The 17,349-nt window shown below is 65.1% G+C and carries 18 protein-coding genes; 15 read left to right on the top strand and 3 right to left on the bottom strand.

Annotated elements, in window-relative coordinates; translation table 11 throughout:
• The 12 genes from VGM61_RS04215 to VGM61_RS04160 all read left to right on the top strand — a co-directional run.
• Positions 1 to 508 (top strand): ABC transporter permease (locus tag VGM61_RS04215; protein ID WP_331521476.1); only part of this gene is annotated, 508 nt, incomplete at its 5' end.
• Between the two features lie 2 nt (positions 509 to 510).
• Positions 511 to 1,755, top strand: coding sequence for an ABC transporter permease (locus VGM61_RS04210; RefSeq protein ID WP_331521475.1), 1,245 nt, complete (start codon positions 511 to 513; stop codon positions 1,753 to 1,755).
• Position 1,756: 1 nt separating this feature from the next.
• A complete protein-coding gene (locus VGM61_RS04205) occupies positions 1,757 to 3,082 on the top strand; it encodes an ABC transporter permease (protein WP_331521474.1) in 1,326 nt (441 codons plus the stop codon).
• Positions 3,082 to 4,287 carry an ABC transporter permease gene (locus VGM61_RS04200; RefSeq protein WP_331521473.1) on the top strand — a complete coding sequence of 402 codons (1,206 nt, stop codon included), beginning with the start codon at positions 3,082 to 3,084 and terminating at the stop codon, positions 4,285 to 4,287. The genes VGM61_RS04205 and VGM61_RS04200 overlap by 1 nt, the downstream gene beginning before the upstream one ends.
• Before the next feature lie 19 nt (positions 4,288 to 4,306).
• On the top strand, positions 4,307 to 5,614 hold the full coding sequence (locus VGM61_RS04195) for an ABC transporter permease (protein WP_331521472.1): 1,308 nt from the start codon (positions 4,307 to 4,309) through the stop codon (positions 5,612 to 5,614).
• Between the two features lie 12 nt (positions 5,615 to 5,626).
• Positions 5,627 to 6,853, top strand: a complete 1,227-nt coding sequence (locus VGM61_RS04190; RefSeq protein ID WP_331521471.1) for an ABC transporter permease — start codon at positions 5,627 to 5,629, stop codon at positions 6,851 to 6,853.
• 86 nt (positions 6,854 to 6,939) lie between these two features.
• Positions 6,940 to 8,280 carry a sigma-54 dependent transcriptional regulator gene (locus VGM61_RS04185; RefSeq protein WP_331521470.1) on the top strand — a complete coding sequence of 447 codons (1,341 nt, stop codon included), beginning with the start codon at positions 6,940 to 6,942 and terminating at the stop codon, positions 8,278 to 8,280.
• A 76-nt stretch (positions 8,281 to 8,356) separates the two neighbouring features.
• Positions 8,357 to 8,689, top strand: a complete 333-nt coding sequence (locus tag VGM61_RS04180; protein ID WP_331521469.1) for a hypothetical protein — start codon at positions 8,357 to 8,359, stop codon at positions 8,687 to 8,689.
• 4 nt (positions 8,690 to 8,693) lie between these two features.
• Positions 8,694 to 10,061, top strand: coding sequence for a sensor histidine kinase (locus VGM61_RS04175; RefSeq protein ID WP_331521468.1), 1,368 nt, complete (start codon positions 8,694 to 8,696; stop codon positions 10,059 to 10,061).
• Between the two features lie 49 nt (positions 10,062 to 10,110).
• Positions 10,111 to 11,058: an SPFH domain-containing protein gene (locus tag VGM61_RS04170; protein ID WP_331521467.1), complete on the top strand. Its 948-nt coding sequence runs from the start codon at positions 10,111 to 10,113 to the stop codon at positions 11,056 to 11,058.
• A 5-nt stretch (positions 11,059 to 11,063) separates the two neighbouring features.
• A complete protein-coding gene (locus VGM61_RS04165) occupies positions 11,064 to 11,510 on the top strand; it encodes an NfeD family protein (RefSeq protein WP_331521481.1) in 447 nt (148 codons plus the stop codon).
• Positions 11,507 to 12,781: a threonine/serine ThrE exporter family protein gene (locus tag VGM61_RS04160; RefSeq protein ID WP_331521466.1), complete on the top strand. Its 1,275-nt coding sequence runs from the start codon at positions 11,507 to 11,509 to the stop codon at positions 12,779 to 12,781. Before VGM61_RS04165 ends, VGM61_RS04160 begins: the two co-directional genes overlap by 4 nt.
• 17 nt (positions 12,782 to 12,798) lie before the next feature.
• Here the strand turns inward: VGM61_RS04160 and VGM61_RS04155 are convergent, their stop codons facing one another.
• The 3 genes from VGM61_RS04155 to VGM61_RS04145 form a co-directional block, all read right to left on the bottom strand.
• Positions 12,799 to 13,122, bottom strand: coding sequence for an H-NS histone family protein (locus VGM61_RS04155; protein ID WP_331521465.1), 324 nt, complete (start codon positions 13,120 to 13,122; stop codon positions 12,799 to 12,801).
• 181 nt (positions 13,123 to 13,303) lie between these two features.
• On the bottom strand, positions 13,304 to 15,001 hold the full coding sequence (locus VGM61_RS04150; protein WP_331521464.1) for a proline--tRNA ligase: 1,698 nt from the start codon (positions 14,999 to 15,001) through the stop codon (positions 13,304 to 13,306).
• A gap of 57 nt (positions 15,002 to 15,058) precedes the next feature.
• Positions 15,059 to 15,469, bottom strand: coding sequence for a DUF4124 domain-containing protein (locus tag VGM61_RS04145; RefSeq protein ID WP_331521463.1), 411 nt, complete (start codon positions 15,467 to 15,469; stop codon positions 15,059 to 15,061).
• Between the two features lie 147 nt (positions 15,470 to 15,616).
• Here VGM61_RS04145 and pssA point away from each other — a divergent pair, with 147 nt between their 5' ends.
• Genes pssA through rimI form a run of 3 tightly spaced genes read left to right on the top strand, consistent with a single transcriptional unit; the run spans position 15,617 to position 17,349 of the window.
• A complete protein-coding gene (gene pssA / locus VGM61_RS04140) occupies positions 15,617 to 16,393 on the top strand; it encodes a CDP-diacylglycerol--serine O-phosphatidyltransferase (protein WP_331521462.1) in 777 nt (258 codons plus the stop codon).
• Entirely contained in the window at positions 16,390 to 16,860 is a 471-nt protein-coding gene (locus tag VGM61_RS04135) for a hypothetical protein (RefSeq protein ID WP_331521461.1), read from the top strand. Before pssA ends, VGM61_RS04135 begins: the two co-directional genes overlap by 4 nt.
• A 3-nt stretch (positions 16,861 to 16,863) precedes the next feature.
• On the top strand, positions 16,864 to 17,349 hold the full coding sequence (gene rimI, locus VGM61_RS04130) for a ribosomal protein S18-alanine N-acetyltransferase (protein WP_331521460.1): 486 nt from the start codon (positions 16,864 to 16,866) through the stop codon (positions 17,347 to 17,349).

Genomic DNA, 17,349 nt, shown 5'->3' with positions numbered 1-17,349 from the left:
GCTCGACGGCTATACCGACAGCCAGCACCAGTCTGGCCGGTTTGCCTGGGCATCGAACAATCGCCTGCGAAACCTGCCCGCATGGCTGGATTTCAAGCAGGTCGCACCGCCCGATACCAAGGTGTCGTTGCTGGTGGCGCTCGGGCTGCTGGTGGTGTGCATGGTCAACACCATCGGTTTGATGCTGGCGAAGTTCCTGCGTCGTTCGGGCGAGATCGGTGTCCGCCGCGCGCTTGGCGCATCGCGGGTGCAGATCGGCGTGCAATTCACCGTCGAGGCGGCCGTGCTTGGATTTGCAGGCGGCCTGCTGGGCCTGGCCATGACCTGGATCGGCATGCTTGCCATGCGCGCGGTGTTGCCCGAAGACATCGCAGCCCTGGCGCGGATGGATGGAAGCCTGCTGTCACTGACCCTGTGCATGGCCGTGCTCGCCACGATCGTCGCGGGCCTTTATCCCACCTTGCGGGCGACCTGGGTCCGACCCGCGCTCCAGTTGAAGTCGAACTGACCATGGCCATCACGCCCATCATCGTCGCATTGCGCCGCCACAAGGCCGGCGCCCTGCTGATCGGCATGCAGATCGCCCTGACGCTTGCGATCGTCTGCAATGCGCTGTTCATCATTACCTCGCGGATCGAACGGGTCGGCAGGCCGACGGGAATCGATGAGGCGAACCTGTTCAAGGTGAGCGTGCAGCGCACTGGGTTGCCCAGCGACGGTGCCGGTGCCAGGGCCCGGCTCGATGCCGATGTACGCACCGACCTGGCGGCGATCCGCGCGCTTCCTGATGTTGCCGACGCCTATGTCACCAACACCTTGCCCCTTGCCAACAGCAACTGGACCGGCTGGCTGGGGCAGTCGCCCGAGGGCGACAAGGTCGGACCTTCCACGGCGTTCTTCCTGGGCGATGAGCACACGCTGGCAACCCTGGGACTGCATTTGGTCGAGGGGCGGAACTTCAGGCCCGAAGAAGTGCTTGCGCACAGCCTGCGCGACCGCGTTGCGCCGGCCCAGCTGATCATTTCCAAAGCTTTGGCGCAGAAGCTCTACCCGGATGGCGATGCCGTGGGCAAGACGGTGTACGTGGGGCCCGCGGCACCACCGACGCGCATCATCGGCGTGGTCGACCGCCTGCAGAGTTCCTCGGTGCAGGCGTGGGCGGAAAGCTTTGCCTGGCAGACATCGATCGTGCCGGCACGTTTTGCCTTCACCTATCGCACCTACGCGATCCGCGCACGCCCCGGAAGGCTGGATGCGGCCATGAAAGCCGTGCCCGACGCACTGTATGCGGTGGACCCCCAGCGGGTGATCCCGAAAGACGATGGTGTGTTGAGCTTCGCTGGCATTCGCTCGCGCGCTTACCGCGCTGACCGCGGCATGGCGATCCTGATGGGCGCGGTATGCGTGATCCTGCTGACCGTGACCGCCGCGGGTGTCGTGGGGCTGTCGAGCTTCTGGGTCGGCCAGCGCCGCCGTCAGATCGGTATCCGCCGCGCACTCGGTGCCACGCGCCGGAACATCCTTAATTATTTCCTTGCCGAAAATGCCCTGATCACCGCCGGTGGCGTGCTCGTCGGTGCATTGATGGCGTTCGCCATCAATGCCTGGCTGATGGTCCAGTTCGAATTGCCGAGGTTGTCGGCCAACTACGTGCTGGTGGGCATCGCGGCACTCGTTGTGCTGGGCCAGGCAGCGGCGTTTGCGCCGGCGTTGCGCGCTTCGCATATCCCCCCCGTCGAAGCGACCAGGAGCTGACGTGCTGGGCTATTACTTCTTCCTTGCCCTTCGCAGCCTGCGCCGCACGCGCATGCTCACCGCGCTGATGGTGCTGGCGATCGCCGTGGGTATCGGTGCCAGCATGACCACGTTCTCGGTGATGTTCCTGCTGTCGGGCGACCCCTTGCCCGGAAAGAGCGACAAGCTTTTCTACCCGCAGCTGGAACCTTCGACCGGCGCGACACTCAGGCACTGGCCCATGGATCTCATGGACTACGCCAGCGCCCACGACCTGTGGTCGGCCCATCGGGCGACCCGCGAGGCGATGGTTGCCGAAGCGTCCACGCATGTCATTCCCACCGCATCGGGCCAGTCACCGTTTGCCGCCACCACGCTTGCCACCACGTCGGATTTCTTCCCGATGTTCGACGTGCCGTTCAAGTATGGCGGCCCATGGACGGCGCAGGACGAAGCACGCGCCGCGCGCCAGGTGGTGCTTTCGGCCGCCTTGAACCAGCGCCTCTTCGGCGGCGCCAACAGCGTGGGCCAGGACGTGGTGATCAACGGTGCGCAGCTGCGCGTGGTCGGCGTACTCGACCAGTGGCGTCCACGCCCCCGTTTCTACATGGTGGTCGGCTCACGCAACAGCGGCGGCGATACGGGTGATTTCTACGGCCCTACCGAGGCCATCTTCCTGCCGATGCCCACGGGCATCGACATCGCGCAGGCCGACATGCAGCCGTTCACGTGCTGGTCGGACGGGAACATCGATTTCAAGCATATGACCACTCAGCCTTGCGCATGGGTGGGCCTGTGGGTGGAGCTGCCCACGGCTGCCGCGCGCGACGGCTTTCGCCGCTTCCTTGACGATTACGATGCGCAGCAGCGCAGCATCGGCCGCTTCCCCCATCCGAAGTTGACACGCATGTTGAGCCTGCACGAGTGGCTCGCCTTCCAGCAGGTCATTCCCGCCGATGTGAAGCTGCAGACCTGGCTGGCATTCGCCTTCCTGGTGATCTGCCTGTTCAACACGGTGGGGTTGCTGCTGGCGAAGTTCATTGGCCGCAGCAACGAGATTGGCGTACGCCGCGCGCTGGGTGCCTCGCGCAAGGCGATCTTCGGGCAGTGCCTGGTGGAAGCTGGCCTGATCGGCAGCATCGGCGGGTTGTTCGGACTCCTCTTTACCGTGCTTGGCGTGGTGGCCATGCGCCACCAGCCCGTGGCTTACGCGGATCTTGTATCGGTGAACGTCCCATTGTTCATGCTTGCCCTGGCGCTCGCGCTGGGCGCCAGCCTCGTTGCCGGGATATTCCCGGCGTTTCGCGCCAGCCGGGTTGCCCCGGCCCTGCAGTTGAAGGTGCAGTGATGCAGATCGCGCCCATCCTCGCGGCCCTGAAGAAACACCGCATGGCGACGTTCCTGATCGCCATGGAGATCGCGCTTGCCTGCGCGGTGTTGTGCAACGCGCTGTACCTGGTGACCGAGCGCGTGCGGCTGTCGCACGTGCAAAGCGGCGTGGACGAAGACCGACTGGTTGCCATTTCGCTCGATGGTGTTACCGATGACCAGGCCATCGACCTTGCGCCACGGCTGCGCCAGCGCCTGGCGGAGCTGCCAGGGGTGGAGTTGGTATCGGTATCCAGCGCCACGCCGTTCGGTCCGCAGACGACCGAGATGGGTTTTCGCATCGACCCGAACGACCCGGTATTCCACCTGCAGGGCCATTTCTACCTGGGCGACGCCAACTTCGCCAGGACACTCGGCCTGCACCTGGTCTCCGGACGGTGGTTCACGCCCGATGACTACGCCCACGTCGACGGTTTCCTGCCCAAGACATCGGTCGTCATGGTGGACGCGGACTATGCCGCCACCTTGTGGCCGGGGCAGGATCCGCTGGGCAAGGTGGTGATATCGGGTAACCAGACCATGCGCGTGGTGGGCGTGCTCGCCCGCCTGGTCCGGCCCAATCCCAGCCCGTTCGCCACCACCAATTCGTTCCTGATGCCGACCTTGCCGGGTACGGGCCTGGCCAGCGTCTACCTGTTGCGAACGGCTCCCGGCCAGGCGGCTGAGGTTTTCCGCCGTGCCACGGCCGTGATCTCGCACGATGAGCGCAGCGTGATCATCAACGCCCAGGCATCAGGTCCCCTGGCGTCGTTGCGCGATGCCTATTTTGCCAATGCCCGCTCGATGGCCATGATGATGGTCGGGGTGATCGCGGCGCTGTTGCTGGTATCGGCGCTTGGCATCGTTGGCCTTGCCAGCTTCTGGGTGCAGCAGCGGCGCCAGCAGATCGGCATCCGCCGCGCCATCGGCGCCACGCGCGGCGACATCCTGCGCTATTTCCAGCTGGAGAATTTCCTCATCGTCGGTGGCGGCATCGTGGTTGGCATGATGCTGGCCTACGTGTTGAGCGCCGTGCTGATGAAGCAGTACGAGTTGCCGTTGCTTCCTGCGTATTACCTGCCTTACGGCGCGCTGATCCTCTGGCTTCTGGGACAGCTGGCCGTGCTTGGCCCCGCGCGGCGTGCCGCCGCGGTGCCCCCCGTCGTCGCCACCCGCAACATCTGAACCATCGAGGGAGCCATCCATGTTCGGCTACTACTTCCAGCTTGGCCTGCGCAGTTTAAGACGCAATCCCATCCTCACCGCCTTGATGGTGATGGCGATCGGTTTCGGCGTGGCGGCGTCGATGACCACCTACTCGGTGTTCCGTGCCACGTCGCGAAATCCCATCCCGCAGAAATCCGCCCAGCTGTTCCACCCGGCGATCGACAACTGGGGGCCGGAGGACACCGAGAAAGGTGAGCCACCCGACTCCATGACCTACAAGGACGTGATCGCGCTGATGCGCGCGCACAAGGCGCCACGCCAGACGGCGCTGTATCCGATCGCCTCGGCGCTGATCCCGGACGACCCGTCCTCGCTGCCGCAGCGACAGGGCGCCTATGCGGTGTACACAGACTTCTTCCCGATGTTCGACGTGCCCTTCATCTATGGCAAGCCCTGGACCGCCGAAGACGACGAAGGCCATGCCGCCGTGGTGGTGATCACCAAGAAGCTCAACGACAAGGTGTTCGCCGGCGCCAACAGCGTGGGCAAGCAGATCAACCTCGACGGCCGGCTATACGTGGTGTCGGGCGTGATCGAAGACTGGGACGCCTCGCCACGCTTCTTCGACCTGGTGAACACCGGCGGTTTCGACAAGGGTGCGCAGCTGTACATGCCCTTTACCCGCGCCGTGGAGCTTCAGAAATCCAGCAACGGCAACAACAACTGCAATAGCGACCCGGGTGATGGCTGGGACAACTACCTGCGCTCGGAGTGCGTCTGGCTTGCGATGTGGGTGGAGTTGCCCGATGCCGCGGCCGCTGCGAACTACAAGCAGTTCCTTACCAACTACGCCGACGAACAACGCAAGGCCGGGCGTTTCCGCTGGCCGAACAACGTGCGCCTGCGCGATGTGATGGATTTCCTCGATGCCGAACACGTGGTGCCGGCCGAGACGCAGATCTCCCTGTTCGTCTCGCTCGGATTCCTGGTGATCTGCCTGGTCAACACCGTGGGGCTGCTGCTGGCGAAGTTCATGCGCCGCGCGCCGGAGATCGGCGTGCGCCGCGCGTTGGGGGCATCGCGCAAGGAAATCTACTTCCAGTTCATGCTCGAGGCGGCTGCGGTGGGCGTGGCTGGCGGTGTGCTGGGCCTGTTGCTCACGGGCCTTGGCGTGATGGGTGTGGGGCTGGTATTCGAACCGGCCATTGCACGCCTGGCTACCCTGGATATCTCGCTGGTGCTGATCACCCTGCTGGTCGCCATCGTCGCCACCTTGCTGGCGGCTTTCTATCCCACCTGGCGCGCGGCCCAAGTGCAGCCCGCCTGGCAGCTGAAATCCAACTAAAGGCCATCGAAGATGATGATCAAACCGATCGTATCCGCGCTGCGCCGTCACAAGGCCGGCACCGTCCTCATCGCCCTGCAGATCGCACTGACGCTTGCCATCGTCTGCAATGCGCTTTTCATCATCCATCAGCGCGTAAGCCACCTCTCGCGCGGCACCGGCATCGACGAGTCGAACCTGGTGATCGTGACCAACCGGCTGGTGGGCAACACGGAGAATTTCGTTCCGCTGGTGAAATCCGATCTCCAGGTGTTGCGCCAGATGCCGGGGGTTGAGTCCGCGTATGCCACCAATTCCTATCCGCTGCGCAACGGCGGTTGGTCGATGGGCGCACGGACCAACCCTGACCAGAAGAAATCCGCCGGGCAGACGGCGATCTATTTCGTCGACCAGCACGCGCTTGCCACCCTGGGCGTCAAGCTGATTGCCGGGCGCAATTTTAACGCCGGTGATGTGGTCGACCAGGACCCGAAGAAGTCCATCGCAGGTCCCGTGGTGATGGTAACCAAGGCGCTGGCCGACAAGCTCTTCCCGGATGGATCGGCGCTTGGCAAGAATATTTACCTGACCGAGGAAAAGAAGCCCAGCACCATCGTTGGCATCGTGGAGAAGACCCAGGTGCCGTGGGTGAGTTCCTTCGCCCAGACGTGGGATCAGTACGTGACGTTCCTGCCTGCGGTGCTCAATACCGACTACAACGCCTACCTGGTGCGCGCCAAACCCGGGCAGGAGGATGCCGTGCGCGCCCATGTGCTCGACGTACTGGTGAAGAACAATCGCTTGCGCACCTTGCCCGACGAGAACGGTGTGCAGACTTTCTACGATGTGCGCCGCAAGGCTTACGAGCGCGACCGCGGCATGGCGATCATGATGGGTATCGTCTGCGCCGTGCTTCTGGCGATCACCGCTGCCGGCATCGTGGGCCTGACCAGCTTCTGGGTGGGTCAGCGCCGCAAGCAGATCGGCGTGCGCCGTGCGCTGGGCGCGACCAGGCGTGACATCCTCACCTACTTCCTGACCGAGAATTTCCTCATCGGGGGGGCTGGCGTGGTGGTGGGCAGCGCCATGGCCATCGGCATGTCGATGTGGTTGCAGCAGCACTTCGAGACCGAACGGATGTCCGTGGTGTATGTACTGGTGGGCGTGGTGCTGCTGTTGCTGCTGGGGCAGGGCGCAGTACTGGCGCCGGCCATGCGGGCCTCGAAGGTGTCACCGGTGGAGGCCACCCGCAATGCCTGAACGGCGTCGGGCCTGCTAGAATTTTTACGGACCCTTTCAACCTTTCGGCGTGGAGATGCATCCATGCCTCCATGCGACGAGCAAAGATGCGTACTGTCCTGATCATCGACGACAACCCGGCCGTGGGCGATGCGCTGTCGCTGGCCCTGTCGTTACGCGAGATCCGTCCGCTGGTGGCCCTTACGCCGGAGGAAGGGCTGGCCGTCCTTGAACGTGAACGCGTGGACGTGCTGGTGCAGGACATGAATTTCACCGCCGATACCACCTCGGGCGAGGAAGGCGTGGCCCTGTTTCGCGCGGTACGCCAGCGCCACCCCGACCTTCCCGTGATCCTGCTCACGGCCTGGACGCACCTTGAAACCGCCGTGGAGCTGGTCAAGGCCGGCGCCGCGGATTACCTGGGCAAACCCTGGGATGACGCCAAGCTGCTGGCTACGGTTGAGAACCTGCTGGAACTGGCCGAGTCCACCAAGGAAGTCACACGGGCCCGCGTCGAACGCCGCAAGCGCCGCGAAGCGCTGCAGACCAAGTACGAACTCGATGGCCTGGTGTTCGCCTCCGAGGCCATGGGCCGTACGCTGGAGCTGGCCTGCCAGGTGGCGCGTTCGGATGTCCCGGTGCTCGTTACCGGGCCCAATGGCGCAGGCAAGGAGCGCATTGCGGCCATCGTGCATGCCAATTCGCCGGTGAGCCGCGGCGCATTCATCGCCGTCAACTGCGGCGCGCTACCGGGCGAATTGATCGAAGCTGAGCTCTTCGGTGCCGAAGCCGGGGCCTACACCGGCGCGAACCGGGCTCGCGAGGGCCGTTTCGAAATGGCTGACGGCGGCACATTGTTCCTGGACGAAATCGGCAATTTGCCGTTGCCCGGCCAGATGAAACTCCTGCGCGTGCTCGAAACCGGACAGTTCGAACGGTTGGGTTCGGGCCGTACGCACAAGGTGAAAGTGCGCGTGATCAGCGCCACCAATGCGGACCTGAAAGCCATGATCCGCGCCGGTACGTTCCGCGAAGACCTCTTCTATCGCCTGAACGTGATCGAGGTGAACCTGCCTCCGCTGTCCGAGCGCGTGGACGACATCCTTCCCCTGGCCGAGCATTTCCTCGAAGGCCGGGTCAGGCTATCGGAGGAAGCCCGCGATGCGTTGCTCGCCCACGACTGGCCGGGCAACGTGCGCGAGTTGAAGAACGCCATCGAGCGTGCGCGCCTGCTGGCCAGCGACGGCGTGGTCGCCGTGCGCGACCTGAACCTCCCGGCCGCCTCACCCTCGGCCATGCGCAACCTCGATGAGCCCTCGCGCGAAGCGGTGGAAACGGCACTGGCCGGCGCCGGTGGCGTGGTCAGCCGCGCTGCGCAGACGCTGGGACTTTCGCGCCAGGCGCTGTACCGCCGGATCGAGCGCTATGGCCTGGCTGTGGCCAGCTGAGCCCTTCCGGGCCTGTTGCATGCCACACAAGGTGAGGTACAACGTGGCTCATCTTCCCGATCGAGGATGCAGCGCCATGTACCGACCCATTGCCCTTGCCTTGTGCATCGCCACATTCACCGGGGCGAGCTTCGCCCAGTCTGCTTCGCACCAGGCGGCCGCCGATCAGTTCGGTCCGGCCCGCAGCAGCACGGCTGCCGCGGCGGCTGACGCCTACAACAGCTCCCGCGCACCCCGTGCCGGAGAAGCCGACAGCCACTTCAAATTCCGCGACAACCGGCCCGCGCCCCTGAAGGATCCTTACCCCGATCGCCGGCCTTTCGAGAAAGCCGGCCAGCCGCCCACCGCCCAGGACGGGCGCCCGCCGGTGCAGTGCGCACAGACCCCGATGGACCCTGCATGCCGATGAGCCGATGCGGCTACTGAGCCTCGAAGGGCGGCTGACCCTGCTGCTGGCCGCGGCCGCGCTGTCGGGCGCGTTGCTGTACGTCGGCGTTACCGTGTGGCCGCTGCCGCAGGCCGTCGACCTGGTCAACACATGGTTCAAGCTCAAGCTTGCCGCGCCCGGGGGCGTGGGCTCGCTCGGCGCCATGCTGGCCACGGTGGTCGTACTGCTGCCGCTGGCGAGCCTGGTGGCCCATCGGGTGACGCGGCCCTTGCAGCGGTTGCTACGCGCCCTGGAGGGTGCGGTGGCCAGCTATCGCGATGGCGATTTCAGTTTCTCCATTGCTTCGCACCGGCGCGATGAGCTCGGAGCACTGATCCGCTCGCACAATGCCCTGGGCAATACGCTGCGCGAGCAGCGGCAGAACCTGGCACAGCGCGAACTGCTGCTCGATACCGTGGTGCAGAACACGCCCGTGGCTCTGGTACTTACCGACGCTTCGGGCAAGGTAACCTATGCCAATATCGCCGCGCGCCACTTGTTCAATGAAGGTCGCAGCCTGCATGGGCTGGGATTCGATGACATCGTCTCTGGCACGTCCGAATCCCTGCGCAAGGCGATCGCCTCCGGTGAAGACGCCCTGCTTACCGTGGAGATGGAAGGCAGCGAGGAAACGTTCCATATCTCGCAGCGCAATTTCCGCCTGCAGGGCAGGCCGCACCGCCTGCAGTTGTTCCGCCGCATGACGCGCGAACTTTCGCGGCAGGAAGTAGCCACCTGGAAACGGGTGATCCGCGTTATCAGCCATGAGCTCAACAATTCCCTGGCGCCGATCTCGTCGCTGGCGCATTCGGGCGCGGAACTTGCCCGACGCGGCGACACCGATCGCCTGCCCGGCGTCTTCGGCACCATCGCCGAACGTACCCGGCACTTGCACGGTTTCATCGCCGGTTATGCCAGCTTCGCGAAGTTGCCCGCGCCGCAGCCGGTGCCGATCGACTGGCCGTCGTATATCGAATCGCTGGCATTGCATTGCCAGTTCCGGCTCGACGGCCACCTGCCGGATGAGCCCGGCCGCTTCGACGCGGCCCAGATCGAACAGGTGCTGATCAACCTGATCAAGAACGCCCACGAGGCCGGTGGTGCGCACGACGAAGTGGCGCTGTCGATAGCGGTGGTGGCGCGGATGGTGCGGCTGGAGGTGTCCGACCGCGGGCCAGGCATGAGCGAGACGGTACTGGCGCAGGCGCTGCTGCCGTTCTATTCCACCAAGCGCGCAGGCACGGGCCTGGGCCTTGCGCTGGCGCGCGAAATCGCCGAGGCGCATGGCGGCCGCGTGGCCCTGGCCAACCGCGAGGGCGGTGGTTTGCGGGTGAGCCTGTTCCTTCCGCTTTGATTCCTTGCCCGTGGGTATACTGCGGTTTCACCCGCATGGAGCTCAGGTTATGGGAAGCATGGTTGCACTGGTTATCGTCGTCCTGGTGGTGGTCACCATCACCCGCCTGGTACGCATCGTGCCGCAAGGCTGGGAATGGACGGTCGAAACATTCGGCAAGTACACCACCACGCTCAGCCCCGGGCTGCATTTCCTGATCCCGATCTACCATGCGGTGGGTCGCAAGATGAACATGATGGAGCAGGTGCTCGATGTCCCGTCGCAGGACGTCATCACCAAGGACAACGCAGTGGTGCGTGTCGACGGCGTGGTGTTCTACCAGGTGCTCGATGCCGCCAAGGCCGCTTATGAGGTTGCCAACCTCGAGGGCGCCGCGCTGGCGCTGATCATGACCAACATACGTACCGTGCTCGGTTCCATGGACCTGGACGAATCCCTTAGCCAGCGCGATGCAATCAACGCCAAACTGCTTAACGTGGTCGATGAGGCCACCCATCCCTGGGGCGTAAAGGTCAACCGCATCGAGATCAAGGACATTTCCCCGCCACGGGACCTCGTCGATGCCATGGCCCGGCAGATGAAGGCCGAGCGCGAGAAGCGCGCCAATATCCTCGACGCCGAGGGCTTCCGCCAGGCGGCGATCCTGAAGGCCGAAGGCGAGAAGCAGTCGGCGATTCTTTCCGCCGAGGGCAAGAAGGAAGCAGCCTTCCGTGAAGCTGAGGCCCGCGAGCGCCTGGCGGAGGCCGAGGCCAAGGCCACCTCGATGGTGTCGCAGGCGATCGCCAACGGTAACGTCAACGCGCTGAATTACTTCGTGGCCAACAACTACGTCGAGGCGCTGAAGGAAATGGCCAAGTCGCCCAACCAGAAGACCCTGCTGTTGCCGATGGAGACCACCGGCATCCTCGGTTCGCTGGCGGGCATCGCCGAGCTTGCACGTGACGCGGTTTCCCAGCAGGCGGCAGGGCGCGCGCAACCGCCGCGTCCGGTGGGTTGATGGCCATGCCCGGGTTGGCGATGCATTACCTGTGGTGGATCCTCGCACTGGTGCTGATCGCCGGTGAGATGCTGGCGCCGGGCTATTTCCTCTTGTGGATAGGCATCGCTTCGGGCGCCATGGGCGTGGTCCTGTTCGCCATGCCCGGCATGGGCGTGCTGGCCCAGGCCATCCTGTTCGGCGTGTTCACCTTTGCCTCGTGTTTCGCCTACTGGAAATGGCTGCGCCCTCGGCTTGAGCGTGGCGAGCCCTCAGCTTCCTTGCTCAATCGCCGCGGCGAACAGTTGGTGGGCCAGCGGCTGGTGCTGGTGGAACCGATCGTCAACGGCCGCGGCAAGGCCCGCGTGGGCGATGGTGCCTGGCTGGTATCGGGGCCAGACCTGCCCTCGGGCACGGAAGTAGAAGTGGTGTCGGTGAGCGGCAGCCTGCTGCAGGTACGACCCGCGGCATGAACGCCGCGGACAGGCCGGCGCAGCCCGCCATCGGCTTCGCCACGGCGGCGCTCAACACGCGCATTGCCTTCCTGGTGGAGCTGGCGCGGCGTCTGCATCAATACGGCACTACCGCGCCCCGGCTGGAAGGCGCGATGTCCAGCGCCGCCCAGCGCCTGGGGCTTACCGCCGAGGTCTGGTCCAGCCCCACCGCCATCATCGTCTCGTTCGCCGACCTCGCCCAGGGCGAGGAAGGCGTGGCCCAGGTCACCCAGGTGATGCGGCTGCCGCCTGGCGACGTCAACCTGGCCCGCCTGGTAGAGGCCGACCGTATCGCCGACGGCGTGATCGAGGGCAAGATCGATCTGCGCGAGGGCTTCCGCCTGCTGCGAGCGCTGGCCGCGCCGGACTCGGCCCGGGCGCATGCAGCTGTCATCGCCAGCTACGGCCTGGCTGCGGCGACGGTGGTGGGCCTGCTGTTACATTCATCGTGGGTGGACTTGCTTACCGCCGGATTCATCGGTGTGGTGATCGGTGCCATCACCGTGTTGTCAGTAAGTCGGCCTCGGCTGTCAGTGGCAAGCGAAGCCATCAGTGCCCTGGTCGCTACCCTCATTGCCACCCTGGTCAGCGCCTACATCGTGCCGCTGGCGCTGAAATCCGTCATCCTGGGCAGCCTGATCGTATTGCTGCCGGGCATGGCTCTCACCACCGCCGTCCGTGAGATATCCAGCCAGCACCTGGTTTCCGGCGTGGCACGCATGGGCGGCGCAGTGGCAACACTGCTCAAGCTCACCTTTGGCACGGTTGCGGCCACCCAGGTTTGCGCGGTGCTGGGCGTCGTGCCCCGCGACTACGCCCTGCCGGCGCTGCCTGGCTGGGCCGACTGGCCCACCTTGATCGTAGGCGCCTTCGCTTTTGCCATCCTGTTTCGCGCCGCGCGCCGCGACTGGCCAGTGGTCATGGGCGCGGTGGTGCTTGGGTATCTCACCACGCGTTGGGGCGGGGCGATTTCCGGCGCACCCTTCGGGGTATTCGTCGGCGGGATCCTGCTCGGGGCGCTTAGTAACCTCTACGCCCGGTTCGCGCACCAGCCCGGCGCGGTGGTGCGCGAACCGGGCATTATCCTGCTGGTTCCCGGCAGTGTGGGTTTTCGCAGTGTTTCGTATCTGCTTGACCGCGACGCGGTGCTGGGAATGGATACCGGATTATTGCTTATTACCCTTTTGGGTGCACTGGTGGCCGGCCTGCTATTCGGCGATTTGTTGATCTCCCCGCGTCGTTCCCTGTAGGGAATAAATCAGGCTGATTATCCGATCAGCAGGTCTTTTTCTTTCTTGCCCGCTTTCAGCGCATCGTTGAACCAGTGCGGGCGCTTGCCGCGGCCTGTCCATGTTTGTTCCGGATTGGCCGGGTTGCGGAACTTCGGCTTGACCTTGCCGATGATCCGGCGCGGCTTGGCACGGCCGCCGAAGACATCGTCGAACGAGTAGCCTTCGGCCTTGATCAGGGCGTGGATTTTGTCCCGCAGCTTGACCACGCGCTCCTTGCGGAGCTCTCCCTGGCGCGCCTGGGCGCGGGCGATCAGCTCGTTGAGCTGGTTGTGGTTCAGGTTTTTCAGGTCGACAGCCATGATTAACTCCGCAGGTAATGGGCTGGATTCTCGCCGATGCGTACGGGCAATGCAAAAATCCTTTTTGCAAACGCATGAAGCCGGTTATTTAAGACGATTAATGAGAAGATTTGATGAAAACCATGAAGGCAACAAAAAAGAGGCCGCCCGCAGGCGGCCTCGTCATTCGACCCGGCTTGTCTTAGCCCAGCAGGGCGATGAGATCCTCGCGGGGCAGGTTGCGGCTTTCGCTTTCGCTGCGGGCGCGGTATTCAAAGCTGCCGGCGGCCAGGCCGCGTTCGCTTACCACCACGCGGTGCGGGATTCCCAGGAGCTCGATGTCGGCGAACATCTGCCCCGGGCGCAGGCCGCGGTCGTCGAGTACGGCGTCGATGCCCTGCTGGCGGAGCGATTGGTAAAGCTCTTCAGCCGCCTGGGCCACCTGGGCGTCGTTCTTGGGATTGATAACGCACACGGCCACGCGCCACGGTGCCATGGGCTCGGGCCAACGGATGCCGGCCTCGTCATAACACTGCTCGATGGCCGCGGCGACGATGCGGCTGACGCCGATGCCGTAGCAGCCCATGGACATCACGCGGATCTTGCCGGTGTCGTCGAGCACCGTGGCATCCATCGCCTGGGCGTATTTCTCGCCAAGCTGGAACACGTGCCCCACCTCGATGCCGCGGGCCAGGTGCAACGTGCCATGGCCATCGGGCGAGGGATCGCCTTCGACCACCTTGCGCAGGTCCGCCACGCGGTTGATGCGTGCGTCGCGTTGCCAGTTGGCACCGGTGTAGTGGGTGCCATCGGCATTGCCGCCGCAGACGAAATCGGCCAGATGCGCGGCAGCGTGGTCGACGATCACCGGGACGTCGGTGGGCAGGCCCACCGGACCGATGAACCCCGGCCTGGCGCCGGTGACAGCGAGGATCTCGGCCTCGGTGGCCAGCTCCGAGGTGTCCGGAAGCTCCGGCAGGTGGGCCGCCTTGACCTCATTGACCTCGTGATCGCCACGCACGCACAACGCCACCAGGCCGCTGCGGCCCTTGACCAGGATGGTCTTCACGCACTGGGCTGGAGCAACCCCGAGGAAGGCGGCGACGTCGTCGATGGTCTTCTGGGTGGGGGTGTCCACGCGCGTGAGTGCGGCCGACGGCGCAGGACGCTCGCCGGAAGGCGGCATGGCCTCGGCTTTCTCGATGTTTGCGGCGTAGTCGGAGCCATCGGAGAAGGCGATGGCGTCTTCGCCAGCGTCGGCCAGCACCTGGAACTCATGGCTGGCATTGCCGCCGATCGCGCCGGTGTCGGCTTGCACGGCGCGGAACTTCAGCCCAAGGCGGGTGAAGATGCGCGTGTAGGCGTCGTACATCGCTTTGTAGGTGTCAGCCAGGGACTCTTGTGTGAGGTGGAAGGAGTACGCATCCTTCATCAGGAACTCGCGCGCGCGCATCACGCCGAAGCGCGGGCGGATCTCGTCGCGGAACTTGGTCTGTATCTGGAAGAAGTTGAGCGGCAGCTGTTTGTAGCTGCGTAGCTCGTTGCGCGCGAAGTCGGTGATGACTTCCTCATGCGTGGGTCCGTAGCAGTATTCCTGTTCTTTACGGTCGCGCATCTTCAGTAGCTGCGGGCCGAATTTCTCCCAGCGGCCGGATTCTTCCCAAAGTTCGCGCGGCTGTACCGAGGGCATCAGCATTTCGATGGCGCCGGCGCGGAGCATTTCCTCACGGACCACCGCCTCGACCTTGCGCAATACCAGCAGGCCCAGTGGCGACCAGGTGTAGAGGCCCGCAGCCAGGCGGCGGATCATGCCGGTGCGCAGCATCAGTCGGTGGCTGGCAATCTCGGCCTCGGCCGGGACTTCCTTGACGGTATTGAGATGGAACTGGCTAAGACGCATGGCGGGTCCGGTGGGGCGTGGAACCGTCAATTATAGGGCCCGCGGGCCTGAGCGGTCCTATTTGCTGCAGTACTGCTTGTACTGGTCCTGCGCCGTGGACAGCTCCTGCCGGCGGCGGGTGTCGTCCATGCTCACGCGCTGGCCGTTCTTGTCGTCCACGGACAGCGGGCCTGTGCCTGAGAGCAGGTCCATGTTATGGGTCAGGCTGTCGCAGACGGACTTGCGGTTGGCCGGCGTGTCAGCAACCGGCATGCCCGGTTTACCGGCCGACGCGGACGAGGCCGGGGCGACCGGCGAGGGGCCCAGCGGCGCCACGGTCCCTGATGTCTTGACGTTCTTGTAGTCCGTGCCGGTAGGCGGGGGGGTATCGGAATAATGCACCGTGCCGCTGGCGTCCTTCCATTTGTAGGCCTGGGCCGAGGCCGTGGCGGCAACGACGATCAGCATGAGGGGCAGCAGGCGGCGCATGGGAAATCCCGGCAAAGGTCGTGCGCACTAGTTAGCATCCCGGGCACCCTGGCACAAGCTCCCATGCCCCTGGCCGTGATCGCAGACAGGTAAATGCGCCTTCCTGCCCATGGTTTACACTGTTGGCGTCATCTTACGGACGAGCCCATGAGCGACGCGCCGCCGCCCCGCCGGCCACCCCATCGCGGCATCTACCTGCTGCCGAACCTCTTCACCACGGGTGCGATGTTCGCCGGCTTCTACGCGATCGTGGCCTCCATCGGTGGCCATTACCGGGACGCGGTGATTGCCGTGTTCGTCGCGGCGATCCTGGACGGCCTGGATGGGCGGGTGGCCCGCATGACCAACACCCAAAGCGAATTCGGCGTGCAATACGATTCGCTTTCCGACCTCGTCAGCTTCGGCCTGGCGCCGTCGCTGGTGCTCTACAACTGGTCGCTGAAGTACCTGGCCCTGCACGGCGAGGCCTGGGGCAAGGCGGGCTGGGCGGCGGCATTCCTGTACGCCGCGTGCGCGGCCTTGCGGCTGGCCCGGTTCAACACCCAGGTGGGCGTGGCCGACAAACGTTACTTCCAGGGACTGGCCAGCCCCGCTGCAGCGGGGCTGTGCATGTCATTTGTATGGGCCATGGAAGAGTTCGACATTCCAGGCAGCGACGTCGACATCCTCTCGCTGGTCGTGGCCGCGGTGGCGGGCCTGCTGATGGTCAGCCGCTTCCGTTATTTCAGCTTCAAGTCGTGGCCCGACCGGGTGCCTTATACCTGGCTGGTACTGATGCTGCTGGCGCTGGTAGCGTTGGCGGTGGCCACGGGAAGCGTGATGTTCTCCATCGCGCTGGTCTACGTGGCATCGGGCCCGGTGATTACCCTGTGGGGACGCGCCACCCATCGGCGCCGCCCTCGCCGTGTGTCGGAAAAGACATGAATGCAAGCCTTCGCCAGCACGAGGTCAACCGCCTGCTTGGGCTCTCGCCCATGCGCCTTCGCTCGCGAGGGCCGACGGTGGCCGACAGCACCATGGCGCCGGCTGCTACGTCCGCGGCCGACATGCCTGGCGCTGCGTGCGTGCTGATCCTCCCGGCTGGTTGCGGCGCGGCCGCGCTGGACATGCTTGGCCGGGCCGTGCAGGCCTACGGGCCGGTGCTGGCGCGCGCGGCGCGCATCGAGGTCCGTGACGGAAGGCTAGCCGACGTCCCGGCCGCGCGTGCCTACCTTGCCTTCGGCAGCGAACAGGCCCAGGCGCTCGGACGCGAGCTTCCCGCTGCGGTGCTCGCCGCCGCCGAAGTGGTGCTGGTGGATCCGCCGACGGCCCTGCAGGGCGATGGCGCAGCCAAGCGCCGGCTGTGGACCGCCATGCGCGCCGTACGCCGGGCCCTGCGGTCCAGGACGTGACCGATGGTTACCGCGGCCCTCCCTGCGGTGGAACTGCGCGCCATGCGGCGCGAGGACCTCGATCATGTGCTTGCCCTGGAACTGGCCAGCTATGAATTTCCCTGGACGCCGGGCATCTTCCGCGACTGCCTGCAAGCAGGGCACAACTGCTGGGTGTTGTTGCACGACGGGCAGGTCGCCGGTTACGGCATCCTGTCGGTAGCTGCCGGTGAGGCACACGTACTGAACCTGTGCACCGGGCCGATGTACCGCGGCATGGGCTATGGACGCCGCTTGTTGAAACGCCTGACCGATCTCGCCCGGTGGTACGGCGCCGAGCGCATCTACCTGGAAGTGCGCCCGTCCAACCCGCAGGCGCAGGCGCTTTACCTGTCGGTGGGCTTTGTCGAGATCGGCCGTCGGCCGAACTATTATCCCGCCCACACCGGGCGCGAGGAGGCCATCGTGATGGCCTATGAGATCAAGCCGCTGGGCAGCGCCCGGCCCTGA

The sequence above is a fragment of the Pinirhizobacter sp. genome (genome assembly GCF_036499745.1).
Taxonomy (GTDB): domain Bacteria; phylum Pseudomonadota; class Gammaproteobacteria; order Xanthomonadales; family Rhodanobacteraceae; genus Pinirhizobacter.
This window is presented reverse-complemented; position numbering and strand designations above follow the sequence as displayed.

Excerpts from the sequence above, each read along its gene's own strand:
- VGM61_RS04145 (WP_331521463.1), bottom strand. The coding sequence starts at position 15,469 with ATGCGCCGCCTGCTGCCCCTCATGCTGATCGTCGTTGCCGCCACGGCC.
- pssA (WP_331521462.1), top strand. The coding sequence starts at position 15,617 with ATGAGCGACGCGCCGCCGCCCCGCCGGCCACCCCATCGCGGCATCTAC.
- VGM61_RS04210 (WP_331521475.1), top strand. The coding sequence starts at position 511 with ATGGCCATCACGCCCATCATCGTCGCATTGCGCCGCCACAAGGCCGGC.
- VGM61_RS04170 (WP_331521467.1), top strand. The coding sequence starts at position 10,111 with ATGGGAAGCATGGTTGCACTGGTTATCGTCGTCCTGGTGGTGGTCACC.
- VGM61_RS04150 (WP_331521464.1), bottom strand. The coding sequence starts at position 15,001 with ATGCGTCTTAGCCAGTTCCATCTCAATACCGTCAAGGAAGTCCCGGCC.
- VGM61_RS04160 (WP_331521466.1), top strand. The coding sequence starts at position 11,507 with ATGAACGCCGCGGACAGGCCGGCGCAGCCCGCCATCGGCTTCGCCACG.
- VGM61_RS04180 (WP_331521469.1), top strand. The coding sequence starts at position 8,357 with ATGTACCGACCCATTGCCCTTGCCTTGTGCATCGCCACATTCACCGGG.
- VGM61_RS04155 (WP_331521465.1), bottom strand. The coding sequence starts at position 13,122 with ATGGCTGTCGACCTGAAAAACCTGAACCACAACCAGCTCAACGAGCTG.
- VGM61_RS04190 (WP_331521471.1), top strand. The coding sequence starts at position 5,627 with ATGATGATCAAACCGATCGTATCCGCGCTGCGCCGTCACAAGGCCGGC.
- rimI (WP_331521460.1), top strand. The coding sequence starts at position 16,864 with ATGGTTACCGCGGCCCTCCCTGCGGTGGAACTGCGCGCCATGCGGCGC.
- VGM61_RS04200 (WP_331521473.1), top strand. The coding sequence starts at position 3,082 with ATGCAGATCGCGCCCATCCTCGCGGCCCTGAAGAAACACCGCATGGCG.
- VGM61_RS04185 (WP_331521470.1), top strand. The coding sequence starts at position 6,940 with ATGCGTACTGTCCTGATCATCGACGACAACCCGGCCGTGGGCGATGCG.
- VGM61_RS04165 (WP_331521481.1), top strand. The coding sequence starts at position 11,064 with ATGCCCGGGTTGGCGATGCATTACCTGTGGTGGATCCTCGCACTGGTG.
- VGM61_RS04195 (WP_331521472.1), top strand. The coding sequence starts at position 4,307 with ATGTTCGGCTACTACTTCCAGCTTGGCCTGCGCAGTTTAAGACGCAAT.
- VGM61_RS04175 (WP_331521468.1), top strand. The coding sequence starts at position 8,694 with ATGCGGCTACTGAGCCTCGAAGGGCGGCTGACCCTGCTGCTGGCCGCG.
- VGM61_RS04135 (WP_331521461.1), top strand. The coding sequence starts at position 16,390 with ATGAATGCAAGCCTTCGCCAGCACGAGGTCAACCGCCTGCTTGGGCTC.